Origin of the sequence: Kitasatospora sp. NPDC088264 (assembly GCF_040685715.1) — a bacterium.
Lineage (GTDB): Bacteria > Actinomycetota > Actinomycetes > Streptomycetales > Streptomycetaceae > Kitasatospora.
In genome coordinates, this window is the sequence record NZ_JBFBIR010000012.1 from 37,688 (window position 1) to 51,501 (window position 13,814).

Consider the following 13,814-nt stretch of genomic DNA (forward strand, 5'->3'; position numbering starts at 1 on the left):
CCGTCGCCCGTACCTGGCGGAACCTGAACCCCGCACCTCGCGGAGCCGGCCCCCGCACCGCGCGGAGTCCGAGCCCCGCACCTCCCGGAGCCGGCCCCCGGGACACGCCGGGACACCCCCTACCGGGAGACGGCCCGCCGGTAGGCCCAGGTGGCGATCGCCAGCGACACCACGCCGACGCCCGCGCAGACGGCGAGGTCGCCCGCGATCAGCGCCCAGTCCGGGTCGGGTTCGAAGGTCCGGGCGAAGGCCTCGACGCCGTACGTGGAGGGCAGCAGGTCGCGCAGCCACAGGACGGGCTGCGGGAGGTGGTCGACGGGCAGCACGCCGAGCAGCAGGGCCGCCGACATGCCGAGCTGCCCGAGCATGGTGGCGATCTCCTGGCGGGGCGCGAGCAGCCCGCAGGCGGCCCCGAGCCCGGACAGGGCGGCTCCGGCGAGCGGGACGACGGCCAGCAGCACCCACAGCTGCCCGAGCGGCAGCCCGAACATCACGGCGCCGAAGGCCGCGGTGAGGACCGTCCCGGGCAGCGTGAACGAGGCGTAGGCGCCGGCCGCGCCGAGCACCACGGAGGCGGCGGGCACGGGCAGCGTCGCGTAGTGGTCGAGTCCGCCGGTGGCCCGCAGCTTCCCGAAGTACTGGGCGAGCAGGTTGAGGGCGACGAACGCCACCACCAGCACGCTGGACCCGGCGACCACGGACCGCGCGGCCGAGGTCTGCCCGGCGTCCACCACGCCCCGCATCATCACGAGGATGCCGACGGACTGGAAGGTGGCGACGAACAGCAGCGGGATCCGCGCCACCCGGGCCCGGGCGAGCTGGGCCCGGTAGACGGCGGCGAGGGCGGGCAGCAGCCGGGCCGCGGGGGCGAGCGGGGCGGGGGTGCCGCCGGTCGCGGGGGCGGCGGCCTGCGGCGGCACCGAGAGCAGCGTCACTTGGCCAGTCCTCCGTGGCGGCCCCCGAGCTTGAGGTAGGCGTCCTCAAGGCTCGGGGTGGCGAGGGTGAAGTCGTCGAGGGCGGCGAAGGCCGGGCCGGTGGTGACGGCGGCGACCAGTTCGCGGGCCTGTTCGGGGGTGGTGCGGACGGTCCAGCGGCGGCCGGTGCGTTCGGCCCGTTCGGCGAGTTCGGCGACGGCGGGGACGGCGAGCGGCGCCTCGTCCCGCCAGACCAGGTCGAGCCGGACGTCGCCGTCGACGAGGGCCTTGAGTCCGCCGGGGGTGTCGCAGGCGATGACCTGCCCGTCGTCGATGACGGCGACCCGGTCGAGCACGGTCTCGGCCTCGATGACGTTGTGGGTGACCAGCAGGACGGTGGCGCCGCGTTCGGTGCGGCGCCGGTCGACGGCGGTCCAGACGGCCCGCCGGGCGACGGGGTCCATGCCGGTGGTGGGTTCGTCGAGGACGAGCAGCGGCCGTTCCCCGACGAGGGCCGCGGCGACGCAGGCGAGCCGGCGCTGACCGCCGGAGAGCTTGGCGAGCGGCCGCTGGGCGAGGGGTTCGAGCCCGAGTTCGGTGAGGACGTCGGCGGCTTCGGCGCGGGCCTGGGCCCGGGTGAGGCCGCGCAGCCGTCCGGTGGTCTCGGCGGCGAGCGCGACGGTCAGTTCGTCGAGGGCGCTGGATTCCTGGCCGAGGTAGCCGAGCAGCCGGGCGGCCCGTTCGGGGTGGCGGACGATGTCGTGGCCGAGGAGTTCGACGGATCCGGAGTCCGGCCGCAGCAGGCCGGTGAGCTGGCGGACGAGGGTGGACTTGCCGGCCCCGTTGGGTCCGAGCAGTCCGAAGATCTCGCCCTGGCGGACGGTGAGGCTGATTCCGTCGTTGGCCCGGATCTCGGTGGCGCCGGCTCCGCGCCCGGTGCGATAGGTCCTCACGAGGTCGCGCACGGCGACGCACGGCGGGGTGTTCTGGGGTGCTCGCCCTGCCGACTCGTTCACGACCGAAGACTTTACGCGTTCGCACGGGCGAACCGGACAAGGGGGCCTGATCACCGAAAACCGGCGCGCGGCCCGCCGGGTCCCGCCGGGTCCAACCCGGGCCGTGCGCCCGTCAGTCGTCCACGACCACCATCGATCCGCCGGGCACCCGCACCGCCAGTTCCTTCCAGAATCCGGCCCGGATGGCGTAGCGGTCGTGTTCGTCGATCTGGTCGTCCTTGTGCGCGAGCAGTCCGAAGCGGGCGGCGTAGCGGAGGAGTTCGCCGTCGACCCGGTGCGGGATGCGGGGGTAGTCGGGCCAGAGCACGGTGAGCCGTTCGACGTCGCCCAACCGTTCGCTCCAGCGGCGGGCGAAGACCTGGCCGACTTCGTGGGCGTCGCCGCCGATGGAGGTGATGTCCTCCTCGCGGTCGGCCCAGCGCTGTTCGGCGGTGGTGAGGTGGGCGAGGGTGGGGAGGCTGTCGCCGGCGGTGACGGCGGGTTCGGGGGCGGGGCGGTCGACCCAGCCGCGGTCGGAGGACCAGCGCAGGACGGGGCCGGCCTGTCCGGCGGCGCCCGTCGAGCCGACGGCCTGTCCGTTGGTGCCGTGCCCGTTCGCCTGCCCGTTCAGGAGCCCGTTGGCGCCCTGTCCGTTGGCGCCGTGCCCGTTGACGAGCCCGGTGCCGCCGTGGCCGTTCGCGAGTCCGGTGCCGCCGTGCCCGTTGACGGCCGAGGCGACGGCGGGGGTGCGCCCGGCGAGGTCCTTGGGGGTGGGGACGACCTTGAGCGCGGCGGCCGACTGGGGCCGCCCCGCCGCTGGAACCGCCCCTGGAACCGCCCCTGGTACGGCGCCCGGGACGGCCCCGACGGCGGAGGCCCCGACGGCAGCGGGCACGGCGGCAGCGGGCACGGCGGCCGGCTGGACGACCGGGGGCGCCACGACCGGCGCCGCGGCGGGTGCCGCCACGGGCGGGCCGACGGGCGGGGCGGCGAGGATCTTGGCGATCTCCTGGCGGGCGCCGGGCGCGGGGAAGACGCTGGCGTTCTCCCGGAGGCTGAAGGAGCCCTCGATCCACTCGCGGTCGAGCACTCTTCGCTCGTCGGCCTCGCCGACCAGGTCCTCGGACTGGTTGAAGTCGCCGTCGGCGGCCTGGAGCGCCCACAGGTGGACGGCCACGCCGTGTTCCTTGGCGGTCATCATGCCGGGCAGCAGGTCGCCGTCGCCGGTGATCAGGACGACGTCGGCGCAGGCCCGGTTGCGGGCGAGTTCGGAGAGTTCGGCGTGCATGGCGGCGTCGACGCCCTTCTGCACCCAGCGCCCTTCGGCGCGGGTGAGGGCGCCGAGCCGCACGGTGACGCGGGGCAGGACGCGCAGCCGGCGGTGTTCGGGCATCGGGCGCCGGTCGGGGGCGGCGTCGAACCAGTAGATGCGCAGCAGCGGCAGTCCGGTCTCGGCCTCGGCGCGTTCGCGCAGCGCGGTGATCAGCGCGGTGTGGTCGACGGTGACTCTGGAACGGGACGGGTCACCGGCGAGCAGGCTGGCGGCGGCGCCCAGCAGGTATCCGGCATCCACCAGGACGACACAGCGGTCCATCGCGCACCTCTTTCCACTCGCCCTCGTGTGGGGGTCGGGCCGGGTGGGCGCGGATCCGCCCGTCGTCCGGGCGTGGTGGGGTGAGGGGCCCCCGTGGCCGCCCGATCGTTGGGTCACCTTTTCCCCCTGGTTCGCGCGCCGAACCTCGACGGATGTCGCGGTACCGCAACGGCAAGCCCAACGGAACGCAAAGGCGGGCCCCGTTCAACGACGGGGCCCGCCCTTGGTCACGCCGGGGGGTGCGAGCGGGCGCTCGCCGCGGGGTGCGAGCGCCGGCGGCCCGGCGGGGCCGGGTGTCAGCCCTTGAGCTCGGCGGCGACCAGCTCGGCCAGCTGGACGGCGTTGAGCGCGGCGCCCTTGCGCAGGTTGTCGTTGGACACGAACAGCGACAGGCCGTGCTCGACGGTCTCGTCGGCCCGGATGCGGCCGACGTAGCTCGGGTCCCGGCCGGCGGCCTGGAGCGGGGTGGGGATGTCGGACAGCTCGACGCCGGGGGCGGCGGCGAGCAGTTCGGCGGCGCGCTCGGGGCTGATCGGGCGCTCGAAGCGGGCGTTGATCTGGAGCGAGTGGCCGGAGAAGACCGGGACGCGCACGCAGGTGCCGGCGACCTTGAGGTCCGGGATGCCGAGGATCTTGCGGCTCTCGTGGCGGAGCTTCTGCTCCTCGTCGGTCTCGTTGGAGCCGTCCTCGACGATGGAGCCGGCCAGCGGCACCACGTTGAAGGCGATCGGGCGCTGGTAGACCTTGGGCTCGGGGAACTCGACGGCGGAGCCGTCGTGGGCGAGCGCGGCGGCGCCGTCGACGACCTTGGCGGCCTGGTCCTGGAGTTCGGCCACGCCGGCCACGCCGCTGCCGGAGACGGCCTGGTAGGTGGAGACGACGAGCGCGGCGAGGCCGGCCTCCTCGTGCAGCGGGCGCAGCACGGGCATGGCGGCCATGGTGGTGCAGTTCGGGTTGGCGATGATGCCCTTGGGTCGGTCGGCGATGGCGCCGGGGTTGACCTCGGAGACGACCAGCGGGACGTCGGGGTCGCGGCGCCAGGCGGAGGAGTTGTCGATGACGACGGCGCCGGCCGCGGCGGCCTTGGGGGCGAGGGCCTTGGAGGTGGAGCCGCCGGCCGAGAAGATCACGATGTCCAGGCCCGTGTAGTCGGCCGTGGCCGCGTCCTCGACGGTGACCTCGGTGCCCTGCCACGGCAGGGTGCGTCCGGCCGAGCGGGCCGAGGCGAACAACCGCAGCTGCTCGACCGGGCCCAGTCCGCCTTCACGACCAGCGCGCTCCGCCAGGATCTCGCGGACCACTCCGCCGACCTGGCCGGTGGCCCCGACAATGCCGATCTTCATTCCGACTACTCCTCTGGATGGTGCTGTCTACAGCCGCACTCTGCCCATCATGCCTTGTCACGCGGGTGCGGCGGCCTGGTGTTCCACGCTATGAGAGAGGGCTAGTGGTCCAGACCACTCACCAGCTTCAGCGCCGCCTCGACCTCCGCCTCCCCGGCCGGCAGCAGCGGCAGCCGGACGTCCGGGGTGGGGATCCGGCCCTGGGCGTGCAGCACGCCCTTGATCACCGTCGGGTTCGGCGCGGCGAAGGCGGCCAGCGCCAGCCCGGTGAGCCGGTGCCCGAGCGCCCGGGCCCGGGCGGCGTCCCCGGCCTGCCAGGCCCGCGTCAGCTCGACGAACCGGGCGGTGGCCAGATGGGCGGAGGCGAGGATGCCGCCGGCCGCGCCGAGCGCCAGCAACGGCGACAGGAAGGCGTCCTCCCCGGTCAGCACCGCGAAGTCGGCGGGGGCAGCGGCGAGCAGTTCCACCGCCGTCTGGTCCACTCCCCCGGTCGCGTACTTGACGCCCGCCACGCCGTCCAGCGCGGCGAGTTCGAGCAGCGCGGCGGCGGACAGCTGCTGCCCGGTGCGGTACGGGATGTGGTAGACGACCAGCGGCAGCGGGCTGCTCCCGGCGAGCGCCCGGAAGTGCGCGACCGTCCCGGCCTCTCCCGGCCGCAGGAACGCCGGGACGGTGACCAGCGCGGCCGCGGCCTGCGGCACCCGCTTGCCGAGCGCGGCCAGCGACTCGGCGGTGGAGCGGGTGTCGCCGCCGTGCGCGCCGACGGTCAGGAGGGCCCCGCGGGCGGCGCAGGCGGCCGCGGCGGTCTCGACCACGGCCCAGCGCTCGTCCTCGCTCAGCGCGGCGGGCTCGCCGGTGGTCCCGAGGGCGACCAGCCCGGCCGCGCCGGCCTCCAGCAGTTCGGCGGCGAGCACGGCGAGGGCGTCCAGCGCGACCGTGCCGTCCGCGGCGAAGGGCGTGATCAGGGGGACGTGGATGCCGGTGAGTTCCATGGCCACGATCCTGCGGCTCGCCGATCGCCCAGGTCCAGTTCACATTCGTGATGCTTCTCGTAAGCTGAGCCGATGCTCGACGTCCGACGCCTGCGCCTGCTGCGCGAACTCGCCCACCTCGGCACCATCGCCGCCGTCGCCGAGGCGCTCTCCTTCAGCCCTTCGGCGGTGTCCCAGCAGCTGTCCGTCCTGGAGAAGGAGGCGGGCGTCCCGCTGCTGGAGCGCACCGGGCGGCGGGTCGCGCTCACTCCGGCCGGGCGCAACCTCGTCCGGCACGCCGAGGCGGTGCTCGCCCTGCTGGAGCAGGCGGGCGCCGAACTCGCCCACGCCCGGCGGGGCTTGGCCGGCCCGCTGCGGATCGGCACCTATCCGTCGGCGGCCCGCGCGATCATCCCGGCGGTGCTGGGCGAGCTGGCCGCCTGGCATCCGGGCCTGGAGCCGATGGTGACCGAGGTGGATCCGGCGGGCGTCGCGGCGGCGCTGCGCGCGGGCGAGCTGGACGTCGCCCTGGTCCACGAGTACGACCTGGTCCCGGCCGATCCGGAGCCGGGCCTGGCGGTGACCCGTCCGGTATTCACCGAGCCGATGTACCTGGCGGCCCGCGCCCCGGGCACCGTCGCCGAGCAGCGCGGCGCGCCGTGGATCATGGCCCCGCCGGGCACGCTCTGCCACAGCATGGCCGTCCGGGCCTGCGAGTCCGCCGGGTTCGCGCCCCGGATCCGGCACCAGATCGACGACTTCGCGACCGTCCTGGCCCTGGTGGCGGCCGGCCAGGGCGTGGCCCTGGTCCCGCAGCTGGGCGCCGCGCAGCCCCCGCCCGGCGTGGTCCTCACCCGGCTGCCGATGTACCGCCGCACCCGGGCCGCCTTCCGCGCGGGCGCCGGCTCGCACCCGGCCATCTCGGCCTTCGTCTCCGCCCTGCACACGGCCGTCCCCCCGGGCCTGGGCGGGCACGGCTGATCCCCCGGGGGCGCACCCCCGGGGGATCGGTCACCGGCTCAGCCCGCCAGGCAGCTCGGCCCGAGCAGCTGCTTGAGGTCCCCGAACAGCGCCGGGTCCGACTTCACCCGGTGCCGGTCCAGCCGCAGCACGGTCGTCTTGTTCCGGCCCTCCAGCCGCACCCGGACCTCCGTAGTGCCCCGGTGGCTGCCCAGCACCTCGCCGAGCCGGGCGATCAGCGGCGGGGTGATCTTCACGCTCGGGATGTTGATGACGATCGGCGCCTCGGCGTGCGCGTTCGACAGGTCCGGGACGGACAGCTCCATCCCCATCAGTCGCGGCACGTCCTCCCGCTTGTCCAGCTTGCCGCGCACGAACACCACGGCGTCCTCGACGAGTTGGGCCGAGACCAGCTGGTAGCTGGCGGGGAAGAACATACAGTCGATCGAGCCCGCGAGGTCCTCGACGGTCGCGATCGCCCAGGCGTTGCCCTGCTTGGTCATCTTGCGCTGGAGGCCCGAGATGATGCCGCCGATGGTGACGATGGTGCCGTCGGGCCGTTCGGCGAGGTCGGCCACCGCGCAGTCCGCCTTGTCGGCGAGCACGTGCTCGATGCCGTGCAGCGGGTGCGAGGAGACGTACAGGCCGAGCATCTCGCGCTCCTGGGTGAGCAGGAAGGACTTCTCCCACTCCTCCTCGGAGAAGACGACGTCGAGGCCGAAGCTGGGCTCGTCGGAGACGGCGTCCCCGCCGAACAGGTCGAACTGGCCCTCGGCCTCCTTGCGCTTGACCCCGACGACGTTGTCGATCATCGGCTCGAACTGCGCGCTGAGGCCCTTGCGGGTGTGCCCGAGCGAGTCGAAGGAGCCCGCCTTGATCAGCGATTCGACGGTCCGCTTGTTGCAGACCACCGACTCCACCTTGTCGAGGAAGTCCGGGAAGGAGCTGAACTTCCCCTTCGACTTGCGGGTGCGGATCATCGAGTCGACGACGGGGCCGCCGACGTTGCGGATCGCGGTGAGGCCGAACCGGACGAGCGTGTCACCGTGCGGGGTGAAGTCCGAGTCCGACTCGTTGACGTCCGGCGGCAGCACCTGGATGCCCATCTTGCGGCACTCGTTGAGGTAGATCGCCGACTTGTCCTTGTCGTCCTTGACGGACGTCAGCAGGCCGGACATGTACTCGGCCGGGTAGTTCGCCTTGAGGTAGGCCGTCCAGTACGAGACCAGCCCGTACCCGGCGGTGTGCGCCTTGTTGAACGCGTAGCCGGAGAAGGGGACCAGGACGTCCCACACCGCCTGGATCGCCGCGTCCGAGTAGCCGTGGTCCCGGCAGCCCTTCTGGAAGGGCACGAACTCGGCCTCCAGGATCTCCTTCTTCTTCTTGCCCATGGCCCGGCGCAGCAGGTCGGCCTGGCCGAGCGAGTAGCCGGCGAGGATCTGGGCGGCCTTCTGCACCTGCTCCTGGTAGACGATCAGGCCGTACGTCGGCTTGAGGATCTCCTCCAGGGGCTTCTCCAGCTCCGGGTGGATCGGGGTGATCTCCTGCTGGCCGTTCTTGCGCAGCGCGTAGTTGGTGTGCGAGTTGACGCCCATCGGGCCCGGTCGGTACAGCGCGAGGACGGCGGAGATGTCTTCGAAGTTGTCGGGCTTCATCAGCCGCAGCAGCGAGCGCATGGGGCCGCCGTCGAGCTGGAAGACGCCGAGCGTGTCGCCGCGCGCCAGCAGTTCGTAGGTCGGCTTGTCGTCCAGGGGCAGATCAAGCAGGTTGATCTTGATGCCCTTGTTCTTCTCGATCGCCTTGACGGCGTCGTCCATGATCGTCAGGTTGCGCAGGCCGAGGAAGTCCATCTTGAGAAGGCCGAGGCCCTCGCAGGTGGGGTAGTCGAACTGCGTGATGGTGACGCCGTCGGTGTGCCGGGTCCAGACCGGGATGTGGTCGGTCAGCGGCTCGGCGGACATGATGACGCCGGCCGCGTGCACGCCGGGCTGGCGGATCAGGCCCTCGATGCCGCGCGCGGTGTCGATGACCTTCTTCACGTCCGGGTCGGTCTCGTACAGCCCCCGGATCTCGCCGGCCTCGCTGTAGCGCGGGTGGCTGCTGTCCGTGATGCCGGACAGCGGGATGCCCTTGCCCATCACGTCCGGCGGCATCGCCTTGGTGATCCGGTCGCCCATCGCGTACGGGTAGCCGAGGACGCGCGAGGAGTCCTTGATGGCGGCCTTCGCCTTGATGGTGCCGTACGTGACGATCATGGCGACCTTGTCGGATCCCCACTTCTCGGTCACGTACCGGATCACGTCACCGCGCCGGCGCTCGTCGAAGTCGATGTCGACATCGGGCATGGAGATGCGCTCGGGGTTGAGGAAGCGCTCGAAGATCAGGCCGTGCGGGATGGGGTCGAGGTCGGTGATGCCCATCGCGTACGCGACCAGCGAGCCGGCCGCCGAACCACGGCCGGGGCCCACCGCGATGCCCTGCTCCTTGGCCCACATGATGAAGTCGGCGACCACGAGGAAGTACGCCGGGAACCCCATCTGGATGATGGTGTCCATCTCGTACTCGGCGAGCTTCTTGTGCTCCTCGTCGTACCCGCCCGGGAAGCGCCAGTCCATGCCCTTCCACACCTGGGACTTGAAGAAGTCCGCCTCGGACTCGAAGCCCTCCGGGATCGGGAAGCGCGGCATGAGGTTGCGGAACTTGAACATGCCCTCGGTGTCGACCCGGGAGGCGACGAGGAGCTGGCTGTTGCGGCAGCCCTCCTGCCAGGCGTCCGAGGAGTCCAGGGCGTACATCTCGGCGGCCGACTTGATGTAGTAGCCGGTGCCGTCGAAGCGGAAGCGGTCCGGGTCGGAGAGGTTCTTGCCGGTCTGCACGCAGAGCAGCAGGTCGTGCGCCCCGGCGTCGGCCTCGGTGGTGTAGTGCGAGTCGTTGGTGACGACCGGGGGGATGTTCAGCTTCTTGCTGATCTCCAGCAGCCCGTCGCGGACCCGCTTCTCGATGTCGAGGCCGTGGTCCATCAGCTCCAGGAAGTAGTTCTCCTTGCCGAAGATGTCCTGGTAGTCGGCGGCCGACTTCACCGCCTCGTCGAACTGGCCCAGGCGCAGCCGGGTCTGCACCTCGCCGGACGGGCAGCCGGTGGTGGCCATCAGGCCGCCGGACAGGTCGGAGATCAGCTCCTTGTCCATCCGGGGCCACTTCACCAGCCAGCCCTCGGCGTAGGAGCGCGAGGTCAGCTTGAAGAGGTTGTGCAGGCCCTCCTTGTTACGGGCCCAGATGGTCTTGTGGGTGTAGGCGCCGGAGGCGGAGACGTCGTCCCGCTTCTGGTGCGGCTGGCCCCACAGGATGCGCTTGGTGTTGGAGCGGGACTCCGGCGCGACGTACGCCTCGATGCCGATCACCGGGGTGATCCCGGCGGCGGTCGCCTGCTTGTGGAACTCGGCGGCGCCGTACATGTTCCCGTGGTCGGTCATCGCGACGTGGGTCTGGCCCAGCCGCTCGACCTCCTTGAACATCTGCTTCAGCCGGGCGGCACCGTCCAGCATCGAGTACTCGGTGTGGACGTGCAGATGCGCGAACGGCTGATCGCTCAAGGCGGGGCCTCCGGAGGCGAGTGCGGGTCTGGTGGGCCGGCGAACGCGCAGGTACGCGCAGGTCACGGAAGGTGCCTGGAAACGGATGTGGCCCGGACCACCTCGTGGGGTCCGGACCATCACTCACACGTTCACGCGTCTACTCTAGCTCCCCTTCGGAGGCGGCTCCCTCCGGCTCGGAGCCTCCCGAGCTCAGCCCGGCGAGTCGCGCCCCGGCGGCCTCGCGGACCTCCGGTACCTCCATCGGGTCGTCCCGCAGGTGGGCGAGGCGTTCCCGGACGTGGGGGCGGTCGGGGGCGTGCGCGACGGCCAGGAGGCGGGCGTCGGCCTCGCAGTCCCAGAGGCACTCGGTGTACACCTCGGCCAGCCCGGCGGGGGCGACGGCGGCCAGTGCCTCCAGGTAGGCGGGGCGCTCGGAGGAGTGCGGCGTCCACAGCCAGAAGCGGCGCAGCAGCGACGCGGCCCCGGCCGCTTCGGGGCCGAACCGGGCCAGGCCCCGGGCGGTGCGCATCGGGCCGCACCACTCCTGGGCCGCCCACTGCCGCTCCAGCTCGCCCGTCGCCATGGACGGATCACTCGCGCCGCCGCCGTGCTCCGGCAGCAGGGCGGGCGGGCTCGCGCTGTCCCGCTCGGGGGCCGGGTCCGTCGAGCCGCGGGGGCCACGCCGCCGGCGTACGTCCTGCCCGTCACGGACGTCCTGCCCGGCCGCCAGGTCCTCCCACCACTGGGGCGGCCAGACCACGGCCACCGACTCCAGGACGGCCACCCGGTGCTCGCCCTCGCGGACGTGGGTGCGGAGTGCGTCCCGGGCCTCGGCGGAGCCGCCGAGCGCCAGCAGCTCCAGGACTCCGGTGGCCCGCAGGCAGGTGTCCTCGTCCCCGGTCAGCAGTTCGACGATCGGTCCGACCGGCAGTTCCAGGTCCCGGACGAGCCGCGCCAGGTAGAGGTGCCGGTCGTCCACCTGCCGGTCCCAGCGCCAGTCCCAGCGGATGCACCCGTAGACCAGGTCGGCGGCTGCCGCCGGGTCCTCCGCCGCCATCCGCGCGCCCAGGCCCCGGCCGCGCTGCAACAGCCCGGGCAGGGTGCCTGCCGGGGCGTACTCGTATCTCCGCTGTGCCACGTGCCCAATCGTCCCTCAGCCCCCGACGGCTGGGCGGCGGGGGCTGGGGGTGGGGGTGGGGGTTAGGTGTCGTCGGGCGGGGTCGCGCGGAGGGCGGTGATGACGCCCAGGACGACGGTGGCGATCGCCAGGGCGAGGAGGACGGCGAAGGCGGTGGCGATCAGGAAACGCACGAGTCGTCGCCTCGTTCGGCGGCGAGGAGGAGGGAGAGGAGGTTGAGGAGAGTGGAGGCGGGGGCGGCGTTGAAGCGGACGAGGATGCGGCCGTCGATGGTCTTGTCGGTGGTGGCCGAGGGCCAGATCAGGCCGAACCTCCGGCCACGCTCCTGGACTTCGGCGAGGAGCGTGTGGATGTGGTCGTCGGTGTAGTGCCGGATCCGGGGGTCGGTCGGCAGCATGGGGCGACGGCGCGGGAGGGGGAAGGACATCAGGCGGCGTCCAGCTCGAACCACACCATTTTGCCGCGTTCCTGGGGGTCCACGCCCCAGCGGTGGGTGAGTCCTTCGATGAGTTGGAGGCCCCGACCGGACTGGGCGAGGGGTGCCGGCTCCTGCTTCTTGGGGAGGTCCGGGCTCTCGTCGCTGACGGACACCCGGAGGGTGGGGCCGACGGCGAGGATGAGGACGAGCGGCGCGGGGGTGCCGCCGTGCCGCCAGGCGTTCACGAGCATTTCGACGAGCGCGAGTTCGGCGTCCGCAGTGGCCGAGGGCGAGTACCCGCAACGACCCATCGCGTCCCGGAGGGACTGGCGGGCGATGGCGAGCGAGGGCGTGTTGAGGTGACGCATGGGAGTTCTCCCGAGGCGTGATGGTGAAGGAGAGGAAACGGCGGACACGCTGGCCAGCGAGCACCACTGACGGTCCGTCGGATCGCTGTGACATTGACCATAGCGCAGCTGAGTATCCAAATTTCTACACTCTCGGGAAGTTCCCCCTATGGTGGTAACTGGTGGACCGGCGCTCGACGAGCGCGGCACACTTGGCCGGACTGCACCTTCGGAAGGAACCCATGCCTCCACGCTCCAACCCGACACTCCGCCAGCGCAGGCTTGGCACCGAGCTACGGAGGATGCGCGAGCAGGCTGGCTACGGCGGCTCAGAACTCGGCCGTATCGTCGGCATGAGTCCAGCCCAGGTAACCCAGATGGAATCTGGACGGATCGGCATCAGTGTCGACCGCCTCAGCATCATCGCCGCAGCCTGCAACTGCGCCAACCGCCCACTGATCGACGCCCTCGCCGAAATAATCGCGGAGCGCGGGAGAGGCTGGTGGGAGGAGTACCGCGAGGTCCTGACAACGGACTTTATCGAGGTCGCGGAGATCGAAGGCTACTCGACAGCACTCGCCACCTGTACGACCACCTACATCCCCGGCTTGTTGCAGACCGGCGCCTACGCCTCCGCAGTCTTCACACGGGTCTATCCCCCGCTGTCCCGCCCGGACATCGACGTCCGAACCGCGTTCCGGGTGCAACGACAGCAGATCGTCCGCTCGGGCAAGACTCCACTTCAGGCATTCATCCACGAAGCCGCGCTGCGAATGCAGTTCGGCGGACCCAAGGTGCTCTCCGAGCAGTTGGACGCGCTCGTCGAAGACTCCGAGCACAGCGGGATCTCAATCCGCGTAGTGCCCTTCGCTGTCGCCACCTTCCCTGGAGCCTCCGAGAACCTCACGTTCGCGAAGGGTCCCATTCCCGAGTTGGATACCGTCCAGATGGATGTCGCCCAAGGCGTCCTGTTCTTCGAGTCCCCAGCAGACCTGGCCAAACATCGGGCGATCTTCGCTCGCATGGACTCCCTTGCGCTCTCCGAGGAGAAGTCGCGGGACCTCATCCGATCAGTCAAGAAAGAAGTGGAAGACAGCTATGCCTGAGTCGAAGTGGCAGAAGTCCAGCTACAGCGGCGCGACCAATGAGTGTGTCGAGGTCCGCACCATCGACGGCTTGGTCGAAGTCCGCGAGTCCGACGAGGGCCACCTCATCATCCCCACCACCCCCGCCCACTTCGCCGCCTTCCTCCAAGCCGCCAAGACCGGCGAGTTCGACCACCACGCCTAGACACACCACAGCGCAGGAAGTCGGCCAACCCGACTTCCTGCGCCGAACAACCAACGGGACCCCAGATGACCGACACCAACTGGCAGAAGTCCAGCTACAGCGGGGCTTCCAACGAGTGCATGGAGATCCGCACCGCCGACGGCCTGGTCGAAGTCCGCGAGTCCGACCAGGGCCACCTCATCATCCCCACCACCCCCGCCCACTTCACCGCCTTCCTCCAGGCCGCCAAATCCGGCGAGTTCGACCACCACGCCTAGGGCCTGTCCGGC

At 71.8% G+C, this 13,814-nt stretch carries 13 protein-coding genes; 4 read left to right on the forward strand and 9 right to left on the reverse strand.

What is annotated here, in order from left to right; all coding sequences use genetic code 11:
• Positions 1-119 precede the first annotated feature (119 nt).
• The 5 genes from AB0O82_RS12390 to AB0O82_RS12410 all read right to left on the reverse strand — a co-directional run bounded on the left by AB0O82_RS12390 (position 120) and on the right by AB0O82_RS12410 (position 5,838).
• Positions 120-935 carry an ABC transporter permease gene (locus AB0O82_RS12390; RefSeq protein ID WP_363582839.1) on the reverse strand — a complete coding sequence of 272 codons (816 nt, stop codon included), beginning with the start codon at positions 933-935 and terminating at the stop codon, positions 120-122.
• Positions 932-1,930, reverse strand: coding sequence for an ABC transporter ATP-binding protein (locus tag AB0O82_RS12395; RefSeq protein WP_363582841.1), 999 nt, complete (start codon positions 1,928-1,930; stop codon positions 932-934). Before AB0O82_RS12395 ends, AB0O82_RS12390 begins: the two co-directional genes overlap by 4 nt.
• 112 nt (positions 1,931-2,042) lie before the next feature.
• A complete protein-coding gene (locus AB0O82_RS12400) occupies positions 2,043-3,503 on the reverse strand; it encodes an NYN domain-containing protein (protein ID WP_363582843.1) in 1,461 nt (486 codons plus the stop codon).
• A 296-nt stretch (positions 3,504-3,799) separates the two neighbouring features.
• The gene (locus AB0O82_RS12405) at positions 3,800-4,846 is read right to left on the reverse strand and encodes an aspartate-semialdehyde dehydrogenase (protein WP_363582845.1); all 1,047 of its coding nucleotides are present in this window, start codon (positions 4,844-4,846) and stop codon (positions 3,800-3,802) included.
• A gap of 101 nt (positions 4,847-4,947) precedes the next feature.
• The gene (locus AB0O82_RS12410; protein WP_363582847.1) at positions 4,948-5,838 is read right to left on the reverse strand and encodes a dihydrodipicolinate synthase family protein; all 891 of its coding nucleotides are present in this window, start codon (positions 5,836-5,838) and stop codon (positions 4,948-4,950) included.
• Positions 5,839-5,910: 72 nt separating this feature from the next.
• Between AB0O82_RS12410 and AB0O82_RS12415 the strand changes: the two genes are divergently transcribed.
• On the forward strand, positions 5,911-6,798 hold the full coding sequence (locus AB0O82_RS12415) for a LysR family transcriptional regulator (RefSeq protein ID WP_350885762.1): 888 nt from the start codon (positions 5,911-5,913) through the stop codon (positions 6,796-6,798).
• Positions 6,799-6,836: 38 nt separating this feature from the next.
• Here AB0O82_RS12415 and dnaE read toward each other — a convergent pair whose 3' ends face one another.
• The 4 genes from dnaE to AB0O82_RS12435 all read right to left on the reverse strand — a co-directional run bounded on the left by dnaE (position 6,837) and on the right by AB0O82_RS12435 (position 12,276).
• Positions 6,837-10,370, reverse strand: coding sequence for a DNA polymerase III subunit alpha (gene dnaE / locus AB0O82_RS12420; protein WP_363582849.1), 3,534 nt, complete (start codon positions 10,368-10,370; stop codon positions 6,837-6,839).
• 139 nt (positions 10,371-10,509) lie between these two features.
• On the reverse strand, positions 10,510-11,490 hold the full coding sequence (locus AB0O82_RS12425) for a hypothetical protein (RefSeq protein WP_363582851.1): 981 nt from the start codon (positions 11,488-11,490) through the stop codon (positions 10,510-10,512).
• 160 nt (positions 11,491-11,650) lie between these two features.
• Entirely contained in the window at positions 11,651-11,917 is a 267-nt protein-coding gene (locus tag AB0O82_RS12430) for a hypothetical protein (protein ID WP_159398403.1), read from the reverse strand.
• Positions 11,917-12,276 (reverse strand): ATP-binding protein, encoded by a 360-nt coding sequence (locus tag AB0O82_RS12435; protein WP_363582853.1) that lies wholly within the window; start codon positions 12,274-12,276, stop codon positions 11,917-11,919. The genes AB0O82_RS12430 and AB0O82_RS12435 overlap by 1 nt, the downstream gene beginning before the upstream one ends.
• A gap of 221 nt (positions 12,277-12,497) precedes the next feature.
• On the opposite strand from AB0O82_RS12435, the gene AB0O82_RS12440 reads away from it, so the two are divergent.
• The 3 genes from AB0O82_RS12440 (at position 12,498) to AB0O82_RS12450 (ending at position 13,802) form a co-directional block, all read left to right on the forward strand.
• Positions 12,498-13,361 (forward strand): helix-turn-helix transcriptional regulator, encoded by an 864-nt coding sequence (locus AB0O82_RS12440; RefSeq protein WP_363582855.1) that lies wholly within the window; start codon positions 12,498-12,500, stop codon positions 13,359-13,361.
• Entirely contained in the window at positions 13,354-13,545 is a 192-nt protein-coding gene (locus tag AB0O82_RS12445; protein ID WP_363582857.1) for a DUF397 domain-containing protein, read from the forward strand. The genes AB0O82_RS12440 and AB0O82_RS12445 overlap by 8 nt, the downstream gene beginning before the upstream one ends.
• Positions 13,546-13,610: 65 nt before the next feature.
• Positions 13,611-13,802, forward strand: coding sequence for a DUF397 domain-containing protein (locus tag AB0O82_RS12450; protein WP_363582859.1), 192 nt, complete (start codon positions 13,611-13,613; stop codon positions 13,800-13,802).
• Positions 13,803-13,814 lie beyond the last annotated feature (12 nt).

What these genes read in the sequence shown, in the direction of transcription:
- AB0O82_RS12405 (WP_363582845.1), bottom strand. Translation starts at nt 4,846, where the DNA reads ATGAAGATCGGCATTGTCGGGGCCACCGGCCAGGTCGGCGGAGTGGTC.
- AB0O82_RS12445 (WP_363582857.1), top strand. Translation starts at nt 13,354, where the DNA reads ATGCCTGAGTCGAAGTGGCAGAAGTCCAGCTACAGCGGCGCGACCAAT.
- AB0O82_RS12415 (WP_350885762.1), top strand. Translation starts at nt 5,911, where the DNA reads ATGCTCGACGTCCGACGCCTGCGCCTGCTGCGCGAACTCGCCCACCTC.
- AB0O82_RS12435 (WP_363582853.1), bottom strand. Translation starts at nt 12,276, where the DNA reads ATGCGTCACCTCAACACGCCCTCGCTCGCCATCGCCCGCCAGTCCCTC.
- AB0O82_RS12400 (WP_363582843.1), bottom strand. Translation starts at nt 3,503, where the DNA reads ATGGACCGCTGTGTCGTCCTGGTGGATGCCGGATACCTGCTGGGCGCC.
- AB0O82_RS12440 (WP_363582855.1), top strand. Translation starts at nt 12,498, where the DNA reads ATGCCTCCACGCTCCAACCCGACACTCCGCCAGCGCAGGCTTGGCACC.
- AB0O82_RS12430 (WP_159398403.1), bottom strand. Translation starts at nt 11,917, where the DNA reads ATGTCCTTCCCCCTCCCGCGCCGTCGCCCCATGCTGCCGACCGACCCC.
- AB0O82_RS12410 (WP_363582847.1), bottom strand. Translation starts at nt 5,838, where the DNA reads ATGGAACTCACCGGCATCCACGTCCCCCTGATCACGCCCTTCGCCGCG.
- AB0O82_RS12450 (WP_363582859.1), top strand. Translation starts at nt 13,611, where the DNA reads ATGACCGACACCAACTGGCAGAAGTCCAGCTACAGCGGGGCTTCCAAC.